Origin of the sequence: Slackia piriformis YIT 12062 (assembly GCF_000296445.1) — a bacterium.
GTDB lineage: Bacteria > Actinomycetota > Coriobacteriia > Coriobacteriales > Eggerthellaceae > Slackia > Slackia piriformis.
The window spans coordinates 243,548-268,530 of the sequence record NZ_JH815198.1 but is presented as its reverse complement, the minus strand read 5'-3'; the positions used below and the strand labels follow the sequence as shown (position 1 = coordinate 268,530).

The window sequence follows — 24,983 nt, the reverse complement described above, 5'->3', positions numbered from 1 at the left end:
CTGACCTCTCAAAAGAAACAAACGATTCCCGCAGTCGCTCCCTGCGCGTTTCCTACGTCCAGAACTGGAAGGTCTCAAGCAGGGATTGGTACGCCCACGGATACGCATCGCTCCACCAGCCCGATTCGGCCACGAAGCACAGCAGCACCGAGTAAATCACACCGACGAATACGAGCACAGGCATGATTCGAAGAAACAGCCCGTACAGCGTAGAGCGATGGTCGAGGTTCTCATTTATGATGAACGCAATCAGAACCGCAGCCATCAAGAACATGATGCTGAAATCGGCGAAATAACGCTGAAGGATACCCGCGACCTCGGCGTCCGCCACGCCGATAATGACGCCCGACACGATAAGCACGCCCACAACGCCGACAATCGTGCGGGTCTTGCGCTGACGCACGCGCATCTGCAGGGCGCTCTTCGCAAAAGGAAGAATCCACAGAAGCGGCAAGCATGCGAAGATACCGCCGAACGTGGGCTCTTTGACCGTCTGACCCAGATAGGTAGTGTCGAAAGGAGCCGCTTGCAGATACGGGAACACGCCGCTTGCCGACGGAGGCTGGAAGAAATACGCGAAGAGAGCCGGGGCTATGCGACCCACCGCCATGCCTCGCTTCGTCATATCGTTCACCGTAAGATTGTAGTTGGCTCCGAAATCGAGATACGAACCGAACCGCGCGTAGTTATAACCCATGATGCCAGCGACCACGAGCACATATGGGGCAATCAAACAGGCAAACTGCCGAATGCCCGCAGCGCTCTTGATATGGCCCTCGGTAATGAACGGCCTCCAAAACAGAGGAAACGCCAGGAAGCTCAACATGACCATTTGAGGACGACACCCGACCACAAGCGCCATGCACAACGAACCGAAGAAGTAAAACAGCTCGGGGCGACGACGAGCCCTGCCGAGCATCCAGAAATACAAGCCCCATACCGAGAAGGCTAGCGCAAGAATAATGGGCAGCGAATAAAACGTGGGGAACTTCAGCAAATAGAGCATGCCGCTGCAAGAGACCACCGCAATCTGCAAGAGCAGATACAGCCCGACGCTCACACGCTTGAAGTGGTAACGCGCGAATCGATCGAGCAGCGCGGACACGCCCGTCACGAACGCGATCATTCCCAGGATGACACCGATCGCCGTCGGGAAATTGGCACCCGTCAAAAGATAGAACGGCAGATAGAACAACACCACGGGAACCACGCCGAAATAGACGTAGTAGTGCCCTTCGTAGTAAGCAACGTCCCAAAGGTAGTTCTCGCCCGTCTCCTTGACCATCTGGTCGCGCGCGCCGCGATCGTGCGGATCTTCCATATTCTGCAACCAATTCGGCGGCTCTTCTTCGAGGTATAGCTTTCCGTGCGCCATGCTCTTCGCAAGCTCGGCGTACTGCTGCGCGTTATCACCGCCTACTTCGAAGGTGTTTATCGGGCTTACGCCGTCCCATGATCCGGAATTGTACGAAGACGTCGCCACGCCAACAAGATTCGATCCCATAAGCGTGAAAGAGGCGCATAGCCAGATCTCCGCAACAACAATGCCGACTACGGCTATCTTCGAACGACGCGGATGCTCCCTCAAAAAGATTCGATACAGACTGCTACGCGGTCGAAATGCGTAGACAAGGGCCATGACGAAAGAGGCCAGAACAACCCGCGTCATATTGAAACCGAACGGCTCAGGCGCATTGATGACGATATTCTCCAGATATAGCGGGTATACCGTTCCCTCCCCGCCGATTTGTATACGAAGTTTCCCCATCTCGCCCGAGGAATTGAGGTTGAGGTATTCGCTTTCTTCGCAATTCGTGGCGACGTAGGTCACGGGGACGCCTGACGTGTATTCCGTGTCGTCGAAATACGTGGCATGGGCCTCGTCGGTAAACCATATCTTCACCGGAACGTTCTGAGCGCCCTGGTTTCCGCTGAAATCCAACCTGAGATTATGCACCTTTACGCCGAGGTGCTCGAATTCCACATCGTTATCGATGGCTGAGACGCGATACCTGCCATCGGCCGTCTGCTGCAGGTCGACCTTCGCGTTCAGCGTCACCGGCTCCCAGGAAAGACTGCGCCAGTGATTGAAATTGAACACGACGACCTCGCAGACCACAGCGCAGGCCAGCACGATGCAGGCGACCTTCAAGAAGTGTCGCAATTGGGGATGATGGGTGGCTACGAACTCTCGCAGCGATGTCATGAATTCACGCATGGCGGATATTATACCGAAGCGGCGGAATCGTGGCAGCAGCGCATATCATCCCTCGACAAGCTTACTCTGCTCCAGACCATGCCTTGCTGACCCGTTTTCCTTACGCCTACTCGTCCGTTCCTTATTTCCTTGCAACCCCAGCAGCCCACCGTTTCGTTTCTCCGTCTTCTCCAAAATAGCCGCGCGATTCTGCAAGTCATTCCCAAAATAGAAAAAGAACCCCGATAGCAAATCGCGCCTCTCTTTGGAGGGCAACCTGAATGCATCGGGGCTCTTTTCGAAAAAACGTAAAAGAGATTACAGACCCAGCGCAACCTTCACGTCGGCGTAGACCTCGTCAACGGGACGGTCGCCGTCAACGGCCTTGAGCAGGCCCTTGCCCTTGTAATAGTCGATCAAGGGAGAGGTGCTCTTCTCGTAGACATCGAGGCGGTTGCGCACCGTTGCTTCGTTGTCGTCATCGCGCTGGTACATTTCGCCACCGCACTTGGGGCAAGATGCGTCCGCGTCAGAGCCGATATAGCCACAATCCTTGCAGCAACGACGAGCGGTCAGACGCTTGACGATGACCTCAGACTCCACATCGACGAGCAGCGCGCCGTCAAGCGGACGCTCGAGACGGGCCAGCATGTCGTCGAGGGCAACAGCCTGCGCGGTGGTGCGAGGGAAGCCATCGAGAATGAAGCCGACCTGAGCATCAGGCTCCTGGAAACGCTCATTCATGAGGTCGATGATCAGGCTGTCGGGAACAAGGTCGCCGGCATCCATGTAGGACTTCGCCTTCTTGCCGAGCTCGGTCTGGTTCTTCACAGCTGCGCGAAGAATGTCGCCCGTAGAAATGTGGGGCGTGCCGAACTCTTCGACCAGCTTTGCTGCCTGAGTTCCCTTGCCAGCGCCAGGAGCGCCCAACAAAACGATGTTCATATGAACTTCCTTTCGAATTCCAATGGTTTTCTCATTGTATCAGCGGCGACCAAGCGACGCATTGCAAATTCGCGAACAACAAAGACAACGTACGAGCGGGCTCCCGCATAGGACGAGCGGCAGAGCGCGCCACAATCGCCGACGCGCACAGAAGGTTCTTCAAGGCGCGTCACATCCGGAACCTATCGCCTGCTATACGTTGGCGTGATACAAATCCCACAGGCCCTTCAGCAGCAGATTCGGATCATGCACCACATAACGACGGCATGCTGGCACAATCAGGCGGGAAATGCCGCCCGTAGCGACAGCCAGCACAGGACCGTCCAGTTCGTCCGAGATGCGGTCGACCAGACCATCCATCATGGCCGCATTAGCGTACATGACGCCGCTGCGCATACAATCGACGGTATCGCGGCCGATAAGACGCTTCGGACGCTCGAATTTGATGAACGGCAACGCCGAAGCTTGGGCAGTCAGCGCATCCTGGGAAATAACCACGCCGGGCATGATAATGGAGCCCAGATAGACGCGATCGGCGCTTACCACCGAACAGGTAGTGGCCGTACCCATGTCGAAAATGGCCAGATTGCCTTCGTAATCGCCGACGGCGCCGGCCGCGTCGGCGATCATATCCACGCCGAGCTTCTCGGGGGTGTCCATATCGATCGTGAAGCCCAGGTTCATGCGATGGTCAACAACCAAAGGATCATCGCCCGTCTTCGCACGCACCGATGCAACTACCGAATCGGTGAGTTCAGGCACGACGGAACTGACAATAGCGCCATTTACGTTAGAGAAATCGAAGCCATGCATGGCAACAAGCGCCTCGAATCCCTCCATGAATTCCTGGACTGTGCGCCTCTTGTCCGTGGGAAAACGCAGGTTCGAAGCCAACAGACCTCGCTCGGGCATAAGGCCCATCACCACGTTGGTGTTACCGATATCGACCGTCAGCAGCATGCGCTATTCCCCTTTCGGCTCGATCGAAAACAGTTCGTCAAGCACGCGGTCGGCGGCGTCGAGCTTGTCCATAAGGGGAAGATCGACCGTGCGCTCACGCGAGATGAGGGTCAGATGGTTCGTCGGCGTACCGAATCCGGCGCCGTCTTCCTTCAGGCAATTCGCGCAAATCATATCGACATTCTTCTTCGAAAGCTTGGCGCGGGAATTCTCCAGGACATCGCGTGTCTCCATGGAAAAGCCGCACAGTCGCTGTCCCGCGACTCGATGAGCACCAAGCCACGAAAGGATGTCCTGCGTCCGCTCGAGGAGGATCGACATTTCGCCATCCTTCTTTTTCACCTTGTCCTCGTGAATCTGAGCGGGACGATAGTCGGCCACCGCCGCCGCCTTAATGACAGCATCACAGGTTTCATAGCGTGACGAGACCGCCTCGAACATATCCTGCGCGCTCACCACGTTGACAAGCTCAACGCCGCAAGGTGCCTGAATAGACACGGGTCCGGAGACCAAAACAACCTCGGCTCCTCTTTCGTGAGCACGTTGCGCAATGGCGTACCCCATACGTCCCGTGGAATGATTGGTAATGTAGCGAACAGGGTCAATGGCCTCTTGCGTAGGGCCCGCCGTCACCAGAATGCGCTTCCCTGCCAGATCGCGCATAGAATCGGACGCTTCAGCGACGCCCGCCTTCTGATCGAACATCAATCGCCTCTATCTCTCTTTCGTATACAACTTGCACGCGAGCATCTTCGCGCCTAAAGCGCGGCCACTCGCGTTGGCACAGTCTAGCCCAAATGTTCACAGTTGCAAAATGCATAGGGCGAGCCCGCACGCAAAAGACCCCTCGCACAGGGCAAGGGGTCTTTACTGTTGGACTACGAACAAGTGCCTATTTAAAGAAACCGTCGTAATTATGCATCTTGAGCTGAGACTCAATCTTAGACATAGTATCCAGCGCAACGCCAATCATGATGAGGATAGACGTGCCGCCGAATGCCTGGATGAGCTGGTTGCCCGTGAAGTAGAACAGAATGGACGGAACAACCGCGATCAAAGCGATGAACAAGCCACCCGGAAGAGTGACGCGGTTGATCACACGCTTGATGTAATCGGTCGTAGCCGAACCGGGACGCACGCCCGGAATAAAGCCACCCTGCCTACGCAGGTTGTCGCTCGTCTCCTCGGGGTTGAACACCATAGAGGTATAGAAATACGCAAAGAAGACGACGAGGACCAGCGTAAGAATCCAGTTGATCCATCCCGAGCTCATGGCGTCTGCCGCAGCGGTAAGCCAACCGATGTTGAACAGAGCTGCAAGCTGAGCCGGGAAATAAATCAGGCAGCTTGCGAAGATGATGGGGATAACACCCGCTGCATTCACTTTCAAAGGAATGTAGGTGGTCTGACCACCCATCATGCGACGACCCTGAACACGCTTGGCGTAGTTGACCGGGATACGGCGCTGAGCACGCTCGACGAAAATAATCGCGGGGATGCACAGCAGAACAACGAGAACGATCAGAATCGTCACCACAATGCCCATGCCCATGTCGGACTGGAGGTTCACGCTGCTGAAAATTGCAGAAGGCACGCGCGAGATGATCGAGGTGAAGATGATCAACGACATGCCATTGCCAATGCCGCGCTGCGTGATGAGCTCGCCCATCCACATAATGAATGCCGTGCCGGCAACCAGCGTGAAGACGACAACGATATCCGTCACGATCTCAGGCAGCTCGGAAGAGAACACAACACCGTAGGCGCTGCTCTTGAAAAGGAAGAGATAGCCGATGGCGTTGATAAGACCGAGGCCGAGCGTCATGAAACGAGTAACCTGGGTAATCTTCTTGCGACCGGACTCGCCTTCCTTCGCCCAACGTCCCACAGCGGGAATAACGCCCTGCATAAGCTGCATGATAATCGATGCCGTAATGTAGGGCATGATGCCAAGCGAGAACACGGAGAAGTGCGAAAGCGCACCGCCCGTGAACAAGTCGAGCATGGCCATGCTGACGCCGCTTTGCGCAAAAGCATTAGCGAATTCATTGAAGGGGATGCCGGGTACGGGCACGTACGCGCCGAAGCGGTACAGCGCCAGAATACCCAAGGTGAACAGAATCTTATTCCTAAGCTCAGGCACCTTGAACGCATCGATGATGGTTCTTAGCAAGGCTGCTCGACCTTTCCTCCAGCTGCTTCGATCTTAGCCACGGCGCTTGCGGAAACCTTGTCCACCTTGACGGTGAGGGACTTGGTCAGTTCGCCGTCACCAAGAACCTTGACCAAAGTATCGACATTCTTGATGATGCCCTTAGCAACAAGAGCCTCGTGATCGACGACATCGCCAGCCTCGAACTTGAGCTCGAGACGTGCAACGTTGACGGGAGCGTACTCGACGCGGTTGAAGTTGCGGAAGCCAGGGAGCTTGGGCAGACGCATTGCGAGAGGAGTCTGGCCACCCTCGAAGCCGATGCGCTTACCGCCACCAGCACGGGACTTCTGACCGTTCATACCGCGACCAGAGGTCTTACCATGGCCGGAAGCAGGACCGCGACCAACGCGCTTGCGATTTTTCGTAGAGCCCTCTGCGGGCACCAAGTCTTTGAGTTCCATGTAACAATCCTTTCGCTTTTTTCGGGCGGGTCACTCACCCGCTCTCAGCCGACAGCTCGCTCGTCGGCTCACTACAAAAAACCTGCGTCACATAACAGTTCTGAAAACGCAAGCTTTCCTAGAATACACGTATTACCTTGGATATGCTAGTGATTTTTATTCTGAGGTGGTCATTTGCGGAAAAGAAACGGAGCTCTTTCCATAAAAAAGAGCCCGCAATTGCGGGCTCTTTCGAGTTCATTAGTCTTCGACAACCTCGACGAGGTGCTTGACTTTGAAAATCATGCCGCGGATGCAGTCGTTGTCGACCTGATCGACAGTGCGGCCGATTTTGCCCAGGCCCAGAGCCTTCAGAGTCTTGCCCTGGTCGGCTTTGCGGCCGATGGCGGAACGAACCTGAGTGATGTGGAGGGTCTTCTTAGCTTCAGCCATGATTTATGCCTCCTTCTTCTCAGACCAGCCGTAGATGTGAGCAACGCTCACGTTACGACGAGCAGCAACCTCATTGACGTTGGAGAGCTCCTTGAGGCCCTCGGCAGCTGCCTTGACGATGTTCATGGCGTTGCCGGAACCGAGAGACTTGCCGAAAACGTTCTTGACGCCTGCAAGCTCCATGAGAGCGCGAACAGGACCGCCAGCGATAACGCCGGTACCGGGGGTAGCCGGCTTCAGCAGAACGCGGCCTGCGCCGAACTCGCCGATAACCTCATGGGGAAGAGTCTGCTCAGCGGTCAGAGGAACCGTGAACATGTTCTTCTTGGCATCTTCGATGCCCTTCTTGATAGCGATAGGCACTTCCTGGCTCTTGCCCATGCCAACGCCTACGCGGCCGTTGCCGTCACCGACGACGACCAGAGCAGTCAGAGCAAAGCGACGACCACCCTTAACAACCTTGGAAACACGATTGATGTAAACCACGCGCTCCTGAAGCTCAGGAACGGCAGACTGGTTCTTTTCTTCTTTACGAGGAGTCATTTACCTACCCTTTCCTAGAACTTCAGGCCGGCTTCACGAGCACCCTCTGCCAGAGCCTTAACACGGCCATGGTACAGGTTGCCGCCGCGGTCGAAGACGATTTCGGTAATACCGGCTTCGAGGGCCTTCTTGCCAGCGATTTCACCCATTGCGGCAGCGCCTTCAACGTTAGCACCGTTTTTGCCGGTTGCCTTGAAGTCGGGGCCGAGGGTGCTGACGCCGAGAAGGGTCTTGCCAGCAACATCGTCTACGAACTGAACGTAGATGTTGGAGTTGGAACGGGTAACGCAAAGCCTCGGGCGAGCAGCGGTGCCAGAAATCTTACCGCGCACGCGACGATGGCGGCGAGCCAACGCAGCTTGTTTCTTCTGAAGTTTCTTCATCTTAAAATCCCTTCACACCTGAGTCGCTATTTGTCGCCCTTGGCGGCCTTGCCCAGCTTGCGGCGGACCTGCTCGCCGGCGTAGCGGATACCCTTGCCCTTGTAAGGCTCAGGCTTACGCCACTTGCGCACGACAGCAGCGGTCTCGCCGACCAACTGCTTGTCAGCGCCCTTGACGGTGATGTGCGTCTGATCGGGCACCTCGAAGGTGATACCTTCGGGAGCTTCAACAATAACGGGGTGAGAGAAACCGAGCTGGAGTTCAAGAGCGGTGCCCTTGAGAGCAGCACGATAGCCAACGCCCACAAGCTCGAGCTTCTTCTCGAAGCCCTGGGAAACACCCTCGACCATGTTGGCGATGAGGGTACGGGTCAAGCCGTGGAAGCTGCGAGCCTCACGGGAGTCATCGGGACGAGTGACGATGATTTCTTCGCCTTCGTGAGCAACGCCCATGATGGGATTGAACTCATAGGAGAGTTCGCCCTTGGCGCCCTTGACAGTGATGGTGTTGTCCTTGATGGAGACCTCGACTCCGGCGGGAACCGGAATAGGCTGCTTACCGATACGAGACATATCTAGCTCCTTCCTTTCCTACCAGATGTACGCAATCACTTCGCCGCCGACGCCGGCCTTGCGGGCGTCACGGTCGGTCATAACACCTTTGGAGGTGGACACAACAGCGGTGCCCAGGCCACCCAGAACGCGGGGCAGCTCGTCCTTGCCAGCGTAAATACGCAGACCAGGCTTGGAGATGCGCTTGATGCCGCGGATGATTTTCTCCTTCTTGTCACCATACTTGAGGGTGATCTCGAGGATGTCACGAGGCTGTGCAGGGAGAACTTCGTAACCCTGGACATAGCCCTCTTCAGTCATGATGCGGGCGATTTCGGTAAGCTTCTTGGAAGACGGCATGGAAACCGTAGCCTTACCGGCAGAATTAGCATTACGCACGCGCGTAAGCATATCTGCAATGGGATCGTTCATGCTCATGTTTTCTCCTTTGGTTCGTGATGAGCGGAGTCGGAGGTACGTAATGGCGCCCGTAACGCGTACGCCTTACCGACCAGCACACACAGCGTGCAGGTTTTCCTACCAGGAAGCCTTGGTCACGCCGGGCAGTTCGCCTTTGCTTGCGAGTTCACGCAGGCACACGCGGCACAGACCGAACTTGCGATACACAGAGTGCGGACGGCCACAGCGAGTGCAGCGAGAATACTTACGAGTCGAGAACTTCGGCTCGCGCGCAGCCTTGGCGATCATCGATTTTTTTGCCATGCTTTTCCTTCTTTCCTATTTCTTCACTCAACAGATAGCGTCGAGTAGAAACCTAGTTCTTCTTGAACGGGAAGCCCAGAGCATCCAGAAGAGCCTTGGCATCCGTGTTGTTTTCAGCGGTGGTGACGAAGGTGATGTCCATACCACGGGTACGATCAACCTTGTCGTATTCGATCTCGGGGAAGATCATCTGCTCGGTGATGCCGAGCGTGTAGTTACCACGGCCGTCGAAAGAGGTCGGGGAAATACCACGGAAGTCGCGAACGCGGGGCAGAGCCATGGACAGCAGACGGTCCAGGAACTCCCACATGCGGTTGCCACGCAGGGTGACCTTGCAGCCGATAGCCATACCCTGGCGGATATGGAAGCCTGCGATGGATTTCTTAGCGCGCGTAACGCAAGGCTGCTGACCGGTGATAACACGCAGGTCAGCCATAGCGGCATCGAGCTGCTTGGAATCGGAAGCGGCAGCGCCGACGCCCATGTTCACAACGATCTTCTCAAGGCGCGGAACCTTGTTGATGTTGTCGATGTTGAGCTCGCTTTCGAGCTTGGCGACGATTTCGTTGGTGTACTTTTCCTTCAGACGAGGAGTAGCCATCTTGAAATTTCTCCTTTTCGATGATTTAAACGCAGGATTTCCGACCCTACGTCCCTACCCCTGCGTGAAACACACAGGGAGGGTCATTGTACCAAGCAAGCGGGGATTGTAAAACCCCCGCTCACAAAAACTTGATTTATTTGGGCTCAACGATGTCGGCGCCGCACTTCTTGCAGACGCGAACACCCTTGCCGTCGACGCGTTTCTTAGCGATACGGGTCGGCTTGCCGCACGTCGGGCAAACGAGCATCACGTTGGAGACGTGGATGGGAGCCTCCTTGGTGACGATGCCGCCCTGCGGGTTCTGCTGGGTAGGACGCATAGCCTTCTTGACCATGTTCACACCCTCGACGAGAACGCGCTCCTCCTTGGGGAGGCCACGCAGGACAACGCCCTGCTTGCCCTTGTCCTTGCCGGTAATGACCTGGACCTTATCGCCTTTGCGAATGTTCATCTTCATGCTTCTGACCTCCTCTACAGCGTTTCAGGTGCCAGAGACACGATCTTCATGTACTTCTTGTCGCGAAGCTCGCGGGCCACAGGGCCAAAGATACGAGTGCCCTTGGGAGCACCGTCGTTGTTGATCAGAACGGCGGCGTTCTGATCAAAACGGATGTAAGAACCGTCGTTGCGACGGACTTCCTTCTTCACGCGAACGATGACGCAGCGAACAACGTCACCCTTCTTCACGTTGCCGTTAGGAGCGGCTTCCTTGACGCTGCAGATAATGACGTCACCGAGGCCTGCGTAACGGCGCTTGGAGCCGCCGAGAACCTTGATGCACTGCACCTTGCGAGCGCCGGAGTTGTCGGCAACGTTCAGCATGGTTTGCATCTGAATCATTGTGCAATCCTTCCGATACTAGAATACGCTGAGAGCGTAGACTATTTAGCCTTCTCGATGATCTCGACGAGGCGCCAGCGCTTCATCTTGGACAGGGGGCGGGTTTCCATGATGGAAACGGTATCGCCCACGCCGCACTCGTTGTTCTCATCATGAGCATGGAACTTCTTGGTGCTCGTCATCATCTTGCCGTACACGGGGTGCGGCTTGCGTTCCTTGATCTGAACCACAATGGTCTTGTCGCCGGCTGCGCTTACAACGACGCCCTGGCGGACCTTGCGGGTATTACGGGTAGCTTCACTCATCTAATCCCACCGAATCCTTACTTCAATGCGCCGGCAGCGGCGATTTCGCGAGCGCGCATCTCGGTCTGAAGACGCGCGATGTCTTTCTTGACCTGCTTCACGCGAGCAGTGTTGTCCAGCTGGCTGGTAGCCATCTGGAAGCGCAGGTTGAACAGCTCAGCGCGAGCTTCCTTCAGCTTGACGTTCAGATCGTCAGAAGAGAGTTCACGAATCTCAACGGGCTTCATTATTTAGCCACCTCCGTTTCCTTGGAAACGATCTTGCACTTGATGGGCAGCTTGTTGATAGCAAGACGAAGAGCCTCTTTTGCGGTGGCCTCGTCAACGCCATCAATCTCGAACATAATGCGGCCCGGCTTCACGACAGCAACCCAAGCCTCGGGGTTACCCTTACCGGAACCCATGCGGGTCTCAGCAGGCTTCTGGGTGATCGGCTTGTCGGGGAAGATCGTAATCCACACTTTACCGCCACGCTTCATGTAACGAGTCATAGCGATACGAGCGGCCTCGATCTGACGGTTGGTGATCCAATGGGGCTCGAGAGCCTGGATGCCATAGCTGCCATGATGGAGCTGGGTGTAGCCCTTTGCCTTGCCCTTCATGGAGCCACGCTGCACCTTGCGGTGACGAATGCGCTTAGGAGCTAGCATTATTTAGCACCCCTTTCATTGCGGTCATTGCGGTCGCGACGACCGCGAGACGGGCGAGAATTGCCCTCGAGTGCAGGCTGGGGAATCTTGCCGCCGGGAAGAACTTCACCGTGGTAGACCCAGACCTTGATGCCGATGGAGCCCATCGTGGTGGCAGCGGTAGCGAAGCCGTAATCGATCTTCGCACGCAGGGTGTGCAGAGGCACGCGGCCTTCGCGATACCACTCGCGACGGCTCATCTCAGCGCCGCCCAGACGACCGGAGCACTGGATACGGATGCCCTGAGCACCGGACTTGCGAGCAGACTGAACAGCCTTGCGCATTGCGCGGCGGAATGCCACGCGACCCTCGAGCTGCTCAGCGACAGACTGAGCGATGAGAGCTGCATCGAGCTCGGGGCGCTTGACCTCGACGACCTCGATGTTGACGGGGCCGCCGACAACCTTGGCAAGCTGCTTGCGCAGGTTCTCGATTTCAGCACCCTTCTTGCCGATCACAACGCCCGGGCGAGCCGTGACGATGATGACCTTGACCTTGTCGCCAGCGCGCTCGATCTCAACCTTGGAGACAGCGGCTTTGGCGAGGTACTTGTCCAGGAAACGACGGATAGCAATGTCGTTCTCCAGGTTCTTGGCGTAATCCTTATCGGAATACCAGCGGCTACGCCAGTCCTCGGTGATGCCGAGACGGAAGCCGGTGGGCATTACTTTCTGACCCATTTATGCCTCCTCTCGCGGCGCAACGATGACGGTGATGTGGCTGGTACGCTTGCGAATACGCGAAGCGGAGCCCTTAGCACGCGGGCGGATGCGCTTGAGAGTGGGACCCTCGTCGACGAAGGCAGCCTTGACGACGAGATTGTTGGAACGCATGTGATGGTTGTTCTCCGCATTAGCGACGGCAGAATTCAGAACCTTCTCCACGACCTCGGAAATCGCACGCTCGGAGAAGCGAAGGATCTCACGGGCGCGAGCAATGTCCTTGCCGCGGACCTGGTCGACGACGAGACGTGCTTTGCGGGGGCTCACACGCACGTACTTAGCAGTTGCTTTAGCTTCCATGTGTGTTTACCTCCTTACTTCTTACCCTTGTTGGCATGGCCCTTGAAGGTACGGGTGGGAGCAAACTCACCCAGCTTGTGGCCAACCATGGATTCAGTGACATATACGGGGACATGCTTGCGGCCATCATGAACGGCAATGGTGTGACCAACCATTTCCGGGAAGATGGTCGAAGAGCGAGACCACGTCTTGATGACGTTCTTTTCGCCAGCTGCGTTCATCGCATTGATGCGACCGAGAAGACGCGGCTCAACGAAAGGACCTTTCTTCAAACTTCTGCTCACAGTTTCTCCTTAACGTTTCAGTCGCTTACTTCTTGCGGCGACGAATGATCAGGCGGCTCGAAGCCTTCTTGGGGTTGCGGGTGCGATGACCCTTGGTGGGAACGCCCCAGGGGCTAACGGGATGACGACCCGAGGACTTGTTCTTGCCCTCGCCACCGCCGTGGGGATGGTCGACCGGGTTCATGACGGTACCGCGAACAGTAGGACGAACGCCCTTCCAGCGGTTACGACCAGCCTTGCCGATCTTGATGTTGGCATGCTCTGCATTGCCCACCTCGCCGATGGTGGCACGGCAGGTCAGAAGCACGCGACGCATTTCGGAGGAAGGCATACGCAGGATTGCGTACTTGCCCTCTTTACCCATGAGCTGGATGGAGGTGCCTGCGGAGCGAGCAATAGCAGCGCCCTTGCCAGGCTGGAGCTCGACGGCATGAATCAACGTACCGACGGGAATCTCGGAAAGCGGCATTGCGTTGCCGGGCTTGATGTCAGCGCCGACGCCAGAAACAACCATGTCGCCAACCTGCAGGCCCTTGGGGTGCAGGATGTAGCGCTTCTCGCCGTCCACATAGTGGAGCAGGGCGATGCGGGCGGAACGGTTGGGGTCGTACTCGACCGTTGCAACCTTGGCGGGTACGCCGTCTTTGTTGCGCTTGAAGTCGATGATACGATAACGGCGCTTGTTGCCGCCACCCTGATGACGAGTGGTGATGCGACCGTTGTTGTTGCGGCCTGCCTTCTTCGGCAAAGGCGCAAGAAGCGACTTCTCCGGCTTGCTGCAGGTGATTTCGGCGAAGTCCGAAACCGTCTGGAAGCGGCGACCGGGGCTAGTCGGCTTGTATTGCTTGATTCCCATCAAACAACCTTTCTTCCTTGGAGCCCTGCTCGCGTGCCACTCCTCGCACGTACCAGGCGCTCCCCTTACATTCTTGGAAACGATTGCCGAATGGGCTGTTCTTGGGAGTGTGCAGCCTCGACTCCGTTTCCACGCGCCCGGGTGTATCCATTCACTTGCGGACGCAGCTTTTGAATTATAATCCGGGACGCCAAGGGCTGCAAGAATCAATTTGTCGTTTATGAAGATACTGCGATGACCTTTCGCACGGGCTTACATCAGCCCCTTCGGTCTGAGCTTTTCCGGCATGGGAAGCACGATTCCCGCCGCCGTGCATACGGCCACAAGGGGAATGCTTTGGGGGGCGAATATGAACAGCATGAAGACGAAGGCCCCGAAGAACCTGCCAACAAAGGCCCCCATGAGCGCGCAGACCGTCGCGCAGACGCATACCATGGCGTCTGCGCCGAGCACCGAGGCCATGCCGTAGCCGAAAACCGACGCGCAAAACACCAGCGGCAGGTATGGGCCGCCGCCCCACCCCATTTTCAGGCAAAACGCCACGAGACACGTCTTGACCACGCCTGTTGCGAGAAGCACCCAGCCCGACATGCTCTGCCACGATTGCCCAAGCGAGGCGAACTGCTGCGTTCCGGGAAAGAGAACATACGGAAGAAACACCGCCACAGCGCCCAAGACCAGACCGCACACGGTCGTGCGCAACACCTGGCGGCCGTCGCCGAAAGCCTTGGCAACACGCTCGCTCGCCTTGGAGGCGAGGCGATACATAATAACGAGACCCCATCCAGCACATGCACACACAAGCAGGCACAAGGCCGAATACGCCGAAAACTCTTCGGGGGCGGAGAAACGCGGAAGCGCCATGCCGCCGGGAAGAAACGTCGTATACAAGACGATGCCCGCAATTCCGCCGAGAATGCCGAACGCATAGACGAAGCGCCTTGAGGACTTGGTCAGAAACGAACGCGCCGAGCGGGCGTCCGATTGCAAGCCCATCTTCTCGGCAAGCGCGCGAAGGCGGTCGCCCACCCATGTGCAGCCTGCGGCAGCCATGCCCATAAGCCCAGCCTCGGGCCCGACCGAACCGCCGAAGGCTATGGGAAGGAAAAACGAAACGGCGCCTGCGGCCGGTTTCTCCATCCTGTAGCCGCCTTCGCGCTTCACCTGGGCCATTACCTGGTCGAACGGAACAGGCGCGCTTTTGAATCTCTTGTTCCACAGCCCTATGGCCAGCCCTCCGATGCCGCAAGCGAGAAGGGGAAAGTATAGCCAGCCCGTTGCAGACCCTACGCCCCTCCATACGAAATCGCACAGCGCATAGGCTATGCTCAGCAGCGTCCAAAGGACGAACCCTACGGGTACACCCAATACAAAGGAAAAACACGCCAGCGCGCAAAGCAGCCCGCTGCGTTTACATCGCGCAGAAAACCCAGACAAGACCACGCAGGCCAACCTTTCTTCACAATTCGCCGTAAACACGACATGCGCACTCAAGCAAAAGCGACCGGCTTCCTATCCCCCGTTCGCAAGCATGCCGTCCAACGAAGAAAAGGAGCCGAGGCTCCTTTTCGCTTCGATCTTCGACCCTTTCGTCAAAGATAGCTCCCTTTATTCCTTCTCTTTTTTTGGCGAAGGCTTCTTTGCCGTCTTCTTCGCAGGGGCTTTTTTCGCCGTCGGCTTGGCGGCAACCTTTTTCTGCGCGGCCTTCGCCTCTTTTTCCTCGGCTTCTTTCTCTTTGCCGGGGCAGTTAAAATTCGGGCAGAGCTTCCATGGGCCGCGTGCGGTCTTCACGATCACCATGGGGGCCCCGCAATGTTCGCACGTCTCTTCGGTGGCCGTCAGCTCGCCGTACTGAGGCAGCGGATAGCTGGTCTCGCACTCCTCATAGTTCTCGCAGCGAATGAAGCGCTTGAGCGTGCGGGGATTCTTGCTTGCAATGAGCTTTTTGTCGAGCCCCTTTTCGGCACACGTCGGACACTTCCCCACAACCACATCCGGCTCTTGGTTGGTCGGGCAGTTCGGGTCGATGCACAGCGTACGCGGCTTCGAACGAAACGCCGTCACCTTGATCTGCGGCATGCCGCACGTCGGACATTTTTCCTCGAGCGCCTCCACCTTGCCCTTAGGAAGCGGATAGGTCACGTCGCAATCGGGCCAGCCTGCGCATCCGATAAACATAGAACGCGTTTTAGAGGATGCGCGCAACTGAAGGTCTTTTCCGCACTTCGGGCAAGGACCCACGTAGGCATCGGCTGCCACGGCATCGGCCAGCGCGTCTTTGACTTCCTCCTGATGCGGCAAAAGCTCGTCTAGGACGTCATGCAGAATATCGCGGGAAAGATCAACCACGTCTTTGCGCGATTTCTCGCCGGCGGCAATCTTGTTCATGTCTTCTTCAAGAGTGGCCGTCATATCGGGGCTGGTGATCTGCGGGGCGAACTTACCCAGCGCATCGCACACGGCAATGCCAAGCTGACTTGGCTCGATCGGGTCGTTCTGCACGTACTTCACCGTGTACAGACGCTCGATGATGGCATGGCGCGTGGCCTTGGTGCCAAGGCCAAGCTTCTCCATTTCCTGAATGAGCTTGCCCTGAGAATAGCGCGCCGGGGGTTCGGTTTGCTTCTTGGTGCACGTTGCACCCTGAAAATCGACCGACTGGCCCTCTTCGAGCGAAGGAAGTTGCTCGTCTTTTTTCAAGCCGTACGGATAGATAGCGCGAAAACCGGGCTTCACCAGCACGTCTCCGCGTGTGACAAACGGCTCGGAGGCAACGTCGATCGTAACCTTGGTGCCTTCGACGACCGCCGATTCCGACAACGTTGCCAGGAAGCGGCGCGCAATGAGGTTGTAGAGCTTCCATTCGGGCGCCCCGAGTTTATCGGGGTCGGCCGCCGCCGTGGGATGAATGGGCGGATGGTCGGTGGTCTCCTTCTTGCCGCGCGTTGCGACAAGCGCGCCCTTGGAAAGAAGCTCCTGGCAATACGGACGGTACACCGCAACGTCGGAGAGCTTTCTCACCGTGCCCTCGAGGTCGAGCGATTCGGGATAGACCGTATTGTCCACGCGGGGATAGCTGATATAGCCGTCCATATAGAGGCTTTCGGCAATGCGCATGGTTCGCGCAGGAGAAAGGCCCTCGGACGCCGCTGCGGCCATAAGGCTCGTGGTGTTGAACGGCACCGGAGCCGCAACCGTGCGTTTGCGTTTTTCAATGGAAGAAATCACGCCCTTCGAAGCATCCTCGACATGGCCCATGACGGCATTGGCCTGCGCCTCTGCCTTGAAGCGAGCCATCGCATGCGTTGCCTCGAAATCTTCGGGCTCTTTGCCGAAGCGAGCTTTGATGACCCAATAATCCTCGGGCACGAACGCCATGCGCTCGCGTTCGCGCGCCACGATCAAAGCGAGCGTCGGCGTTTGCACGCGGCCAGAAGAACGCACGTTTCCGTAACCCGCGAACTTCACGATGGTCAGATAGCGCGTGAGCACCGCGCCCCAGATGAGGTCGATATCCTGACGACTTTCGCCGGCTTGGGCAAGATCGTTGTCAAGCTCCACCAAATGGGAGAACGCGTGCTGGATTTCGTCTTTGGTGATTGCCGAATAGCGCGCACGGAACACCGGAGCGGTGTCATTAACCTCTTTCATGCAGCTCAAGGCATCCGATCCAATAAGCTCGCCCTCGCGGTCGAAGTCGGTCGCGATGATGATTTCGTCGGACTTTTTCGCCAGATTCTTCAAGCTGCGAATGATGTCTTTTTCTTTGGGCTTCTTTTCGATGGGGGCATATGCTAGATACGGCAACGCGTCCATCTTCCATGCGCCCATTTCAACGCCGTCTTCCTTGAAAGGCTTGCGCTTCGTTTTGAAGGGAGGCTTAGGAAGGAAGTCGGGAATATGAGCAGGAACGACTTCGCCTTCCGCCGTGACGCCTTGCCAGCCGCTTGATTTCTTGTAGACGATGGAGGGCATGAAATCGGGCTCGAGAATATGACCGCGTAAACCGATGGTCACCCACTCATCGCCATCCACCTGGAAACGATACACGGGGGTGTTGTAGACCTTGTCGGCCTTGGGCTTTCCGACGCTGAGCAGGTCGGCGATTTTCTGGGCGGCAATGTTTTTCTCGGTGACAACCAGTTTCAAGATTGTATCCTCCGATGCGGAATTGATTTGACGCTTTATGATTCACGGCAAGAGCCGAATTCGATTCAACGAACCGATAGCATACACGATTTTTTGGGAAGCGGAAAATAGGCGAGAAACCTTTCAGGAGAGCAGGATCTTCAAAAGCGGACAAATACAAGGGACCGTGCACGAAATCACTCGTTTCTCTACTTTGGCACGACCCCTCTCTTGCTCATGGAAGGAATCAAGAACACGGCACAAGCCACAACGCCTGCCACCCCGATAAATCCGCCAACGATGCCGACCCACGAAATTGACATGCCCGAACTTACTGCCCCGCCTATCGCCGATCCGCTGCCGATGCCAAGATTGAAAATCCCGGAGAAAATGGACATGGCAACCGCGGCAGCACCTTCGGGAGCATATTTGAGAATCTCAGACTGAAGCGAGACGTTGAAGGCCGTTGCGCACGCGCCCCAAAGAACGCACATGCTCGACACAAAAGCAAAACCCGTTGTGCAAGGCAGCATGAGAAAGAGCGATGCCGTGATGCCGAAAAGCGCCAGGATGAGAAACGCGAAACGTCGACGACGCCCCATATAGAGACGGGCGAACAGCGCACTTCCCGCAATGCCCGCAATACCGAAGATGGAAAGAGCCGCCGTAATCGACCCGTCCGAAAACCCGCCGATCTGCTGCAAAAACGGCTCGATATAGCTATACCCTGTATAGTAAGCTGTCGCCATCAAGGCAGTCACAACATACACTCCCATAAGGACAGGGTTTTTCAAGAGCTTCGGCAGCTCTCGGGCAGAAAAGCGCTCGCCCGCGGGAACCTTCGGAAAAACCGCGGCAAGATATGCCAGAACGCCGAAGGATACCGCCGCTATGCAGAAAAACGTCATGCGCCATCCAAGGGCAAGGCCCACAACGCGGCCAAGAGGCAAGCCGCATATCATCGCCACCGAAGACCCCGTTACGATGGCGGAAAGCGCCAGAGACTGATGCTCGATGCGAACCACGCGCACCGCCGCAGGAGACGCGATGGACCAAAACACCGCATGGGCGCAAGCCACTCCGATTCGAGCGGCCATAAGCGTCCAATACCCTGGTGCCAACGCGGAAAGAACCTGGCATGTCCCGAACAAGGCGACAAGAGCCAGCAAAAGATTACGAAAGCCGAAGCGGGAGGCAAAGACCATCAACGGCAGCGAAAGCACACAAACGGCCCACGCATATGCGGTAATAAGGATGCCCGCCTGCGGTTCGCTCACTTGGAAATCCGCGGCAATATCCACCAGCAATGCAATGGGCATGAATTCCGACGTGTTGAACACGAACGCCGAAAACGCAATGCCTATGAGCGGGAGCAGTTCCTTTGCGCTCATGCCGTTTTTCATATGCTACCTTTCTTCCGCAACCGCCTCGCAACGATGCGTACCGACCGCCTTATCGACCTTCTCGCCTTCCATAAAAGACGTTCCGACCGACTCGAAAGCCGCCGCCATCATGGTGTAAAACAACGAAGCCATGCGCTCGGGAGATTCTTTCATTCCGTTTTCAAGCCATCGAACGTAGACGTTGAAAAGAGCGCCGGTGTAAAAAGACACTCCGTAGCGAAGCATGCTTTCAGGAATGCGCCCTTGCGCCGTGCGCACGACGTATTCCTGAAACAGCCGTTCGTAGATACTCGTGAATCCAGCCTCATGAAGGCGAAGAAGCTCGATGCGATACTCACGGAAGTACCGAAACGTGAGAACGACCCCTTCGTAACTGAGACAGCCCCCGTCGATTTCCCCCATGGCCTTCCCGAAGTCGACCATAATCAAACGCCCGGCATTCACCAAGATGTCTTCTTTCGAAGAGAAATTGCGGTAGTAGGAAGCCCGGGCAACATGGGCCTCCCGCACAATATCGGTTACCGAGATATCGGAAAACTCTTTAATTCCAAGAAGGCGCAAAAGAGCTCGCGCAATGCGCTCGCGTGTCTGTCTATTCGCTTCCGAGCGTTTGTCCATGAATCCTTCGTCCTCTTTCCCGCTCGTTTGAAACGCGCAGACAACACCAGCGCCGTCGGGGGTTTCTCTTTGACGCCGCCGACAGCCTTCTCTTTATATTCTGCGATTGTTGCGCTTTTGTAACACAGCCCGCATTGACGCGTAACGACCACACAATAAGATATGAACCTGAGACATTTTGTATCACTTTATACATATCGGGAGAAACACCATGATGATCGTTACCGACACCGCGTCGGACATCCTCGAAAGCGAGGCGGCCGAACTTGACATCAGGCTCGCTCCGCTCGATATCGCTTTCGGCGACGTGCACTGCTCGCGCAACACGCCCGAAATGCTCGATGAATTCTACCGTCTGCTCACGACTTCTGAGGAATTCCCCAAAACAAGCCAGCCTGCACCCGAAACATGGCTTGAGCTTTTCCGCGAAGCGCAGCGAAACGGCGAAGACGTGCTCGTGCTCGCCATGACCTCGCAGATATCGGGCACGTACGAATCCGCTTGCATGGCAGCACGCCTCTCCGGATACGACAGCCACATCGCCGTCGTCGATACCCGTCAGGCAATCGTCTGCCAGTATATCGTGGTGCGCTATGCGGCCGCACAACGCGACGCCGGCAAGTCCCTCAGCGAAATTGTCGACTTGGTGAACGCGTTCACCAAGCGAGTCCACGTCCACGGAATCATGGGAACGCTCACCTACCTGCGCAAAGGCGGCCGCATTCCCGCATCGGTCGCCACAATCGGCAATCTGCTCAAAATCAAGCCGACTATCGGCATCGACAACGGCAAGCTGGTGAGCCCCGCCAAGACGAAAGGAACCGCGGCGGCGAAAAGAATCATCTGGAAAGAACTCGAGGCGGCAGACCCCGATCCGGCATGGCCCGTCTACTTCCCGTACACAAGCGACAGAGAGGCAGTCGAGAAACTGCGCGACGAAACTGTCGAGAAATTTGGACTTGATATCGAAAACACAAGATTTCGCCAGGTCAGCGGCACTATTGGGGCACACCTTGGACCAGGTGCGTTCGGGTTCGCTTACGTAGAGAAAGAATAAGCTCCATATTCGAGCATGCGTCTTGCAAAACGAAACAACGTACGGGCTTTCCGCAGACCGCAAGGCCCGCTTCTAAACGAAGCCCGCAAAACGGCTCAGGCCGTTCCTGCAAAGTAGCCCACAAAAGACGGTCTCAACCGCCCCCGAAAAGCAATCGTGCCGCCTTTGCGAGCGGCACGATGTTTTTTTGCCTTATTCCTGAATGCTCTTGTAGAACTTCGCATCGGCGAAAACGTCTTCGACGCTCTTGCCGTCAAGCCACGCCAAACCGAGCAACTCGTTGAGCGTGGGAACCAATTCGGAGCAATCGACGAAATGGCCCTTATCGTTCAGTTCCGAGCAATCCTGCGCACGCCAGTAGCCGTCAGTATGGGTGAGGTAATACGTCTTGTCACCCAATTCCATAAATACGCGCGTGTTTGCGCGGAGGTAATTCGCGAATTCGTCGAACGAACCTACTTCAAGTACCTCTTCAGCCTGAACTCCCATAGCAGCTCTCCTTCCGGCTCGATAGCAAGGCGTCCCCTACGCCATTTTCAGCATAGTTGCATAGTACTATATCGAGAGACGCCGTGCCGAACGCAACCGTCCGGCAAACGCCCCACGCATCCGAGCGAATCCATGCTAGAGACCGCAACGCCATCTGGGGCGGTCCGGGAGCTTTGTCCCAGGCTATCCCAGCACTTCCGCGCAGATGCGCGCGCTTTCAGAGGCGTCCTTCGCATAGTAATCCGCCCCTACCATCTTCGCGTACTCGGGCGTGAGCACCGCGCCGCCCACGAATACCTTGGTATCGGGCGCCTGCTCGCGCAGCAGTGCGATGGTCTCTTCCATCCCTCGAACCGTCGTGGTCATAAGGGCAGAAAGCCCGACGAGCTTAATACCGTGTTTCTTCACGCAATCAACCACCGCCTGAGGATCGACATCGCGCCCCAGATCGAAAACCGTGTACCCGTAGTTTTCCAACAGCATCTTCACGATATTCTTGCCTATGTCGTGAATATCGCCTTTGACCGTAGCAACGGCAACTTTGCCCTTGTCGGCCACGCTTGCAGACGACGCAAGCTCCTTGATGACGTCGAAGCCGGCTTTTGCGGCCTCCGCCGAAGACATGAGCTGCGGCAGGAAAAACGTGCCTTTTTCGAAACGCTCCCCCACCTCGTCAAGCGCAGGAATCAGGTGATCATTGATAACGGCCATAGGCTCCACGCCTTCTTTTTCGAGCATGGAACGCACGATATCCGCCGCTTGGGCACGACGGCCCGTAATCACGCAATGGCGCAACGTGCCCGCTTCGCCATCGGGCGCTTCGGACGAAACCGCAACCTGAGCAGCGCCGTCTTGCCGGGCCTGACCCGGTGCAAGAGCGCTGGCAGACGCCATGGTGCGATTCGCGTATTCTTCAATGTAGCGCGCGGCGGAAACGTCCTGTCCGCACAACACGCGCCAGCTGTCCACGATTTCGCGATAACGGTCGGAAAGCGGATTGAGAATAGGCAGGTCAAGGCCTGCGGAAAACGCCGCCGCCAAAAACGTGGCGTTCACCACTTCGCGCAACGGCAAACCGAAGCTCACGTTGGACACACCGAGCACCGTACGCACGCCCAAACGCTCTTTCACCATGGTGATGGCGCGCAGGATTTCGACCACTTCGCTCTGATTGGTAGACGCTGCCATGACCAGGCAGTCGATGAAAACGTCCTGACGCGGAATGCCCGCCGCCTCGGCCGCACGCACAATGCGCTCCGCAATGGCAAATCGCTCCTCGGCCGTAGGAGGAATGCCCCCTTCGTCAAGCGTCAGGCCAACCACCGCGCAGCCGTAATGCTTGGCGATCGGGAGCACCGCCGCCAGACTTTCCGCCTTGCCGTTCACAGAGTTGATGATGGGCTTGCCCGCATACACGCGAACCGCCGCCTCCACCGCTTCCGGGTCGGAGGAATCCACCTGCAGCGGCAGACCGGTCACGCCTTGAATTTTGCCGACCAGGTCCACCAGCACGGCCGCTTCGTCTATTTCCGGCAAACCGGCATTGACATCCAGAATGTCGGCGCCGGCCTCGGTCTGCGCGATGGCCTCATTGATGATGTAGTCGAAATCCCCGGTGCGAAGAGCTTCCTTCAGACGCTTCTTGCCCGTAGGGTTAATGCGCTCGCCAATCGTGGCCACATGACGGCCTTTCAGGACGACCGCCTCCTGAGCGCTGGTCACGCTGCAGACGGGTTCGGCAAAAGACCTGGTGGGTTGTTTGCCGCATACGATATCCGCCAGATTCGCAATATAGGCGGGGTTCGTTCCACAGCAGCCGCCCACAATGCGCACGCCCGCTTCAACCATGCCGGCAACGCTTTTCGCGTACGAATCGGGGTCGACGGAAAATACCGTCTTGCCGTCTTCGACATGAGGAAGGCCCGCATTGGCCTGCACCATCACCGGACATGTTGCGACTTCGAGCATTTCGTCCACCAACGGACGCAAGTCGTCGGGGCCGAGCGAGCAATTCATACCCAACGCCTGCACGCCGAGCGCCGAAAGCGTAAGCGCCGCAATGCGCGGACTTGTGCCCAGAAATGTGCGGCCGTCTTCCCCAAAAGTCATGGTGGCAAACACGGGCAGATCGCTGCATTCTTTGGCGGCCAAGACGGCGGCCTTCATCTCAAGCAAGTCGGCCATAGTCTCAATCAGGATGATGTCGGCACCGGCTTCGGCTGCCGCACGCACCTGCTCCGCGAACAGGTCGTACGCTTCATCGAAGCTCATGGTGCCAAGCGGCGCGAGCAGCGCCCCCGTCGGGCCGATGTCGGCAACCACGTAACGTGCGCCGGCGTTGCGCACGCACGCCACGGCGGCCGCGAAAATCTCGCGCACCGAAGCCGCATCGCCGAGCTTGCGCGCGTTTGCGCCGAACGTGTTCGTAGTGACTGCGAGGCTTCCCGCTTCGACGTATTGGCGATGAATCGCGATCACTTCGTCGGGGCTGTTCAGGCACAGAAGCTCCGGGAGTTCGCCCGCCTCCAAGCCTGCCGCCTGCAACATGGTGCCCATAGCGCCGTCGAAAACCAGGTACTCTTCGCCCGCAATCACGCGCGCAAGATAATCATCGGCAATGCGCAGCACGTCACGCGCATCGGCGGAAACAGCATGAGAAGTTATCGGTAGCATGGCGTACCAGCCTTTCGCAATGAACAATGAGCAGCGCAGGGGCATCCGGCACAGCTTCGTTTGGCACCTTCGTACAGTTCGTCGAACAATCCGACGAACGCCGTGACACTTTTCACGGGAACAAGCAGGTTGGAGTCAGTCACCGTCATCCCGAGTTTTTTGTCCGCCTCGAGCGTGCGCACGATGGCGGGCTGAATATCAAGCGGCAAATCGCCGTAACCAGGACTGAAACGCCAATTCGTGTGCAGCCCGAGCCCTGCCGCTTCGGCCACAATTGCAGCTTCGCATGCATCCGCCGCACATTCCACCAGCGAGGAGCCCGCCGCACCGAACACGACAGCATCAAGCGCGCTTTTCGCCTTCATACGCATGGCAGCGCGTTCGTTTGCGAGCCCAAGCGTGACCGCCATGACCGCACAAGAACGCGCCGCATGAAGGTGTTCGTAGATAGCCGACCCTTCGAGCACGAGAGAACTTCCCTGAAGACGAATCACGCCGTCCGACGCATCCACGGGAAATATTTTGTATACAAAAGCGGGAGCCGAATCGCGCTCGCAGGCGGCGATGAGCGAATCGATGCGTTCGTCAAGCATTTCATCGGTCTGTTGACCAGAATATCCGATATAGCGAAGCGCTTCGGCCTTATCGACGCAATAGCGCGGCATG

The 24,983-nt window shown here is 57.0% G+C and carries 30 protein-coding genes; 1 reads left to right on the top strand and 29 read right to left on the bottom strand.

Annotated elements, in window-relative coordinates; genetic code table 11:
- Nucleotides 1-52 precede the first annotated feature (52 nt).
- The 26 genes from HMPREF9451_RS01230 to HMPREF9451_RS01100 all read right to left on the bottom strand — a co-directional run bounded on the left by HMPREF9451_RS01230 (nucleotide 53) and on the right by HMPREF9451_RS01100 (nucleotide 20,098).
- Nucleotides 53-2,218 carry a hypothetical protein gene (locus tag HMPREF9451_RS01230; RefSeq protein WP_009138479.1) on the bottom strand — a complete coding sequence of 722 codons (2,166 nt, stop codon included), beginning with the start codon at nucleotides 2,216-2,218 and terminating at the stop codon, nucleotides 53-55.
- A gap of 297 nt (nucleotides 2,219-2,515) precedes the next feature.
- Nucleotides 2,516-3,142 carry an adenylate kinase gene (locus HMPREF9451_RS01220; RefSeq protein ID WP_009138478.1) on the bottom strand — a complete coding sequence of 209 codons (627 nt, stop codon included), beginning with the start codon at nucleotides 3,140-3,142 and terminating at the stop codon, nucleotides 2,516-2,518.
- 192 nt (nucleotides 3,143-3,334) lie between these two features.
- The gene (locus HMPREF9451_RS01215) at nucleotides 3,335-4,102 is read right to left on the bottom strand and encodes a type III pantothenate kinase (protein ID WP_009138477.1); all 768 of its coding nucleotides are present in this window, start codon (nucleotides 4,100-4,102) and stop codon (nucleotides 3,335-3,337) included.
- A gap of 3 nt (nucleotides 4,103-4,105) precedes the next feature.
- Nucleotides 4,106-4,807: a bifunctional phosphopantothenoylcysteine decarboxylase/phosphopantothenate--cysteine ligase CoaBC gene (gene coaBC / locus HMPREF9451_RS01210; RefSeq protein WP_009138476.1), complete on the bottom strand. Its 702-nt coding sequence runs from the start codon at nucleotides 4,805-4,807 to the stop codon at nucleotides 4,106-4,108.
- A 187-nt stretch (nucleotides 4,808-4,994) separates the two neighbouring features.
- The gene (gene secY, locus HMPREF9451_RS01205) at nucleotides 4,995-6,275 is read right to left on the bottom strand and encodes a preprotein translocase subunit SecY (RefSeq protein WP_009138475.1); all 1,281 of its coding nucleotides are present in this window, start codon (nucleotides 6,273-6,275) and stop codon (nucleotides 4,995-4,997) included.
- On the bottom strand, nucleotides 6,269-6,718 hold the full coding sequence (gene rplO / locus HMPREF9451_RS01200) for a 50S ribosomal protein L15 (protein WP_009138474.1): 450 nt from the start codon (nucleotides 6,716-6,718) through the stop codon (nucleotides 6,269-6,271). The genes secY and rplO overlap by 7 nt, the downstream gene beginning before the upstream one ends.
- 240 nt (nucleotides 6,719-6,958) lie before the next feature.
- Complete coding sequence (gene rpmD, locus HMPREF9451_RS01195; protein WP_009138473.1) at nucleotides 6,959-7,150, bottom strand: 50S ribosomal protein L30; 192 nt, start codon at nucleotides 7,148-7,150, stop codon at nucleotides 6,959-6,961.
- A gap of 3 nt (nucleotides 7,151-7,153) precedes the next feature.
- A complete protein-coding gene (rpsE, locus tag HMPREF9451_RS01190) occupies nucleotides 7,154-7,693 on the bottom strand; it encodes a 30S ribosomal protein S5 (RefSeq protein WP_009138472.1) in 540 nt (179 codons plus the stop codon).
- 14 nt (nucleotides 7,694-7,707) lie between these two features.
- The gene (gene rplR / locus HMPREF9451_RS01185) at nucleotides 7,708-8,076 is read right to left on the bottom strand and encodes a 50S ribosomal protein L18 (RefSeq protein ID WP_009138471.1); all 369 of its coding nucleotides are present in this window, start codon (nucleotides 8,074-8,076) and stop codon (nucleotides 7,708-7,710) included.
- Nucleotides 8,077-8,102: 26 nt separating this feature from the next.
- Nucleotides 8,103-8,648 carry a 50S ribosomal protein L6 gene (gene rplF / locus HMPREF9451_RS01180; protein ID WP_009138470.1) on the bottom strand — a complete coding sequence of 182 codons (546 nt, stop codon included), beginning with the start codon at nucleotides 8,646-8,648 and terminating at the stop codon, nucleotides 8,103-8,105.
- Nucleotides 8,649-8,666: 18 nt separating this feature from the next.
- A complete protein-coding gene (gene rpsH / locus HMPREF9451_RS01175; protein ID WP_009138469.1) occupies nucleotides 8,667-9,065 on the bottom strand; it encodes a 30S ribosomal protein S8 in 399 nt (132 codons plus the stop codon).
- 99 nt (nucleotides 9,066-9,164) lie between these two features.
- On the bottom strand, nucleotides 9,165-9,350 hold the full coding sequence (locus HMPREF9451_RS01170; protein ID WP_009138468.1) for a type Z 30S ribosomal protein S14: 186 nt from the start codon (nucleotides 9,348-9,350) through the stop codon (nucleotides 9,165-9,167).
- A gap of 52 nt (nucleotides 9,351-9,402) precedes the next feature.
- On the bottom strand, nucleotides 9,403-9,951 hold the full coding sequence (rplE, locus tag HMPREF9451_RS01165; RefSeq protein ID WP_009138467.1) for a 50S ribosomal protein L5: 549 nt from the start codon (nucleotides 9,949-9,951) through the stop codon (nucleotides 9,403-9,405).
- Between the two features lie 136 nt (nucleotides 9,952-10,087).
- Nucleotides 10,088-10,411 carry a 50S ribosomal protein L24 gene (rplX, locus tag HMPREF9451_RS01160; protein WP_009138466.1) on the bottom strand — a complete coding sequence of 108 codons (324 nt, stop codon included), beginning with the start codon at nucleotides 10,409-10,411 and terminating at the stop codon, nucleotides 10,088-10,090.
- A gap of 14 nt (nucleotides 10,412-10,425) precedes the next feature.
- Nucleotides 10,426-10,794, bottom strand: coding sequence for a 50S ribosomal protein L14 (gene rplN, locus HMPREF9451_RS01155; protein ID WP_009138465.1), 369 nt, complete (start codon nucleotides 10,792-10,794; stop codon nucleotides 10,426-10,428).
- A 41-nt stretch (nucleotides 10,795-10,835) separates the two neighbouring features.
- Nucleotides 10,836-11,099, bottom strand: a complete 264-nt coding sequence (gene rpsQ, locus HMPREF9451_RS01150; protein ID WP_009138464.1) for a 30S ribosomal protein S17 — start codon at nucleotides 11,097-11,099, stop codon at nucleotides 10,836-10,838.
- Between the two features lie 17 nt (nucleotides 11,100-11,116).
- On the bottom strand, nucleotides 11,117-11,326 hold the full coding sequence (rpmC, locus tag HMPREF9451_RS01145; protein WP_009138463.1) for a 50S ribosomal protein L29: 210 nt from the start codon (nucleotides 11,324-11,326) through the stop codon (nucleotides 11,117-11,119).
- Nucleotides 11,326-11,748: a 50S ribosomal protein L16 gene (gene rplP, locus HMPREF9451_RS01140; protein WP_009138462.1), complete on the bottom strand. Its 423-nt coding sequence runs from the start codon at nucleotides 11,746-11,748 to the stop codon at nucleotides 11,326-11,328. Before rplP ends, rpmC begins: the two co-directional genes overlap by 1 nt.
- Nucleotides 11,748-12,467: a 30S ribosomal protein S3 gene (gene rpsC / locus HMPREF9451_RS01135; protein WP_009138461.1), complete on the bottom strand. Its 720-nt coding sequence runs from the start codon at nucleotides 12,465-12,467 to the stop codon at nucleotides 11,748-11,750. Before rpsC ends, rplP begins: the two co-directional genes overlap by 1 nt.
- Complete coding sequence (gene rplV / locus HMPREF9451_RS01130; RefSeq protein WP_009138460.1) at nucleotides 12,468-12,809, bottom strand: 50S ribosomal protein L22; 342 nt, start codon at nucleotides 12,807-12,809, stop codon at nucleotides 12,468-12,470.
- A 14-nt stretch (nucleotides 12,810-12,823) separates the two neighbouring features.
- A complete protein-coding gene (gene rpsS, locus HMPREF9451_RS01125; protein ID WP_009138459.1) occupies nucleotides 12,824-13,093 on the bottom strand; it encodes a 30S ribosomal protein S19 in 270 nt (89 codons plus the stop codon).
- A gap of 25 nt (nucleotides 13,094-13,118) precedes the next feature.
- Nucleotides 13,119-13,949 carry a 50S ribosomal protein L2 gene (gene rplB, locus HMPREF9451_RS01120; protein ID WP_009138458.1) on the bottom strand — a complete coding sequence of 277 codons (831 nt, stop codon included), beginning with the start codon at nucleotides 13,947-13,949 and terminating at the stop codon, nucleotides 13,119-13,121.
- A gap of 252 nt (nucleotides 13,950-14,201) precedes the next feature.
- Nucleotides 14,202-15,392 carry a chloride channel protein gene (locus HMPREF9451_RS01115; RefSeq protein WP_009138457.1) on the bottom strand — a complete coding sequence of 397 codons (1,191 nt, stop codon included), beginning with the start codon at nucleotides 15,390-15,392 and terminating at the stop codon, nucleotides 14,202-14,204.
- Between the two features lie 165 nt (nucleotides 15,393-15,557).
- Entirely contained in the window at nucleotides 15,558-18,098 is a 2,541-nt protein-coding gene (locus tag HMPREF9451_RS01110) for a DNA topoisomerase I (protein ID WP_009138456.1), read from the bottom strand.
- A gap of 188 nt (nucleotides 18,099-18,286) precedes the next feature.
- Complete coding sequence (locus tag HMPREF9451_RS01105) at nucleotides 18,287-19,480, bottom strand: MFS transporter (RefSeq protein ID WP_009138455.1); 1,194 nt, start codon at nucleotides 19,478-19,480, stop codon at nucleotides 18,287-18,289.
- A 3-nt stretch (nucleotides 19,481-19,483) separates the two neighbouring features.
- Nucleotides 19,484-20,098, bottom strand: a complete 615-nt coding sequence (locus HMPREF9451_RS01100) for a TetR/AcrR family transcriptional regulator (RefSeq protein WP_009138454.1) — start codon at nucleotides 20,096-20,098, stop codon at nucleotides 19,484-19,486.
- A gap of 211 nt (nucleotides 20,099-20,309) precedes the next feature.
- Here HMPREF9451_RS01100 and HMPREF9451_RS01095 point away from each other — a divergent pair, with 211 nt between their 5' ends.
- Nucleotides 20,310-21,155: a DegV family protein gene (locus tag HMPREF9451_RS01095; protein ID WP_009138453.1), complete on the top strand. Its 846-nt coding sequence runs from the start codon at nucleotides 20,310-20,312 to the stop codon at nucleotides 21,153-21,155.
- A 192-nt stretch (nucleotides 21,156-21,347) separates the two neighbouring features.
- On the opposite strand, the gene HMPREF9451_RS01090 is transcribed toward HMPREF9451_RS01095, so the two are convergent.
- The 3 genes from HMPREF9451_RS01090 to HMPREF9451_RS01080 all read right to left on the bottom strand — a co-directional run bounded on the left by HMPREF9451_RS01090 (nucleotide 21,348) and on the right by HMPREF9451_RS01080 (nucleotide 24,982).
- Nucleotides 21,348-21,644 carry a hypothetical protein gene (locus HMPREF9451_RS01090; RefSeq protein WP_009138452.1) on the bottom strand — a complete coding sequence of 99 codons (297 nt, stop codon included), beginning with the start codon at nucleotides 21,642-21,644 and terminating at the stop codon, nucleotides 21,348-21,350.
- Nucleotides 21,645-21,827: 183 nt separating this feature from the next.
- Complete coding sequence (locus HMPREF9451_RS01085; protein ID WP_009138451.1) at nucleotides 21,828-24,317, bottom strand: homocysteine S-methyltransferase family protein; 2,490 nt, start codon at nucleotides 24,315-24,317, stop codon at nucleotides 21,828-21,830.
- On the bottom strand, nucleotides 24,305-24,982 hold the full coding sequence (locus HMPREF9451_RS01080; protein ID WP_009138450.1) for a hypothetical protein: 678 nt from the start codon (nucleotides 24,980-24,982) through the stop codon (nucleotides 24,305-24,307). Before HMPREF9451_RS01080 ends, HMPREF9451_RS01085 begins: the two co-directional genes overlap by 13 nt.
- Nucleotide 24,983: the final 1 nt, after the last annotated feature.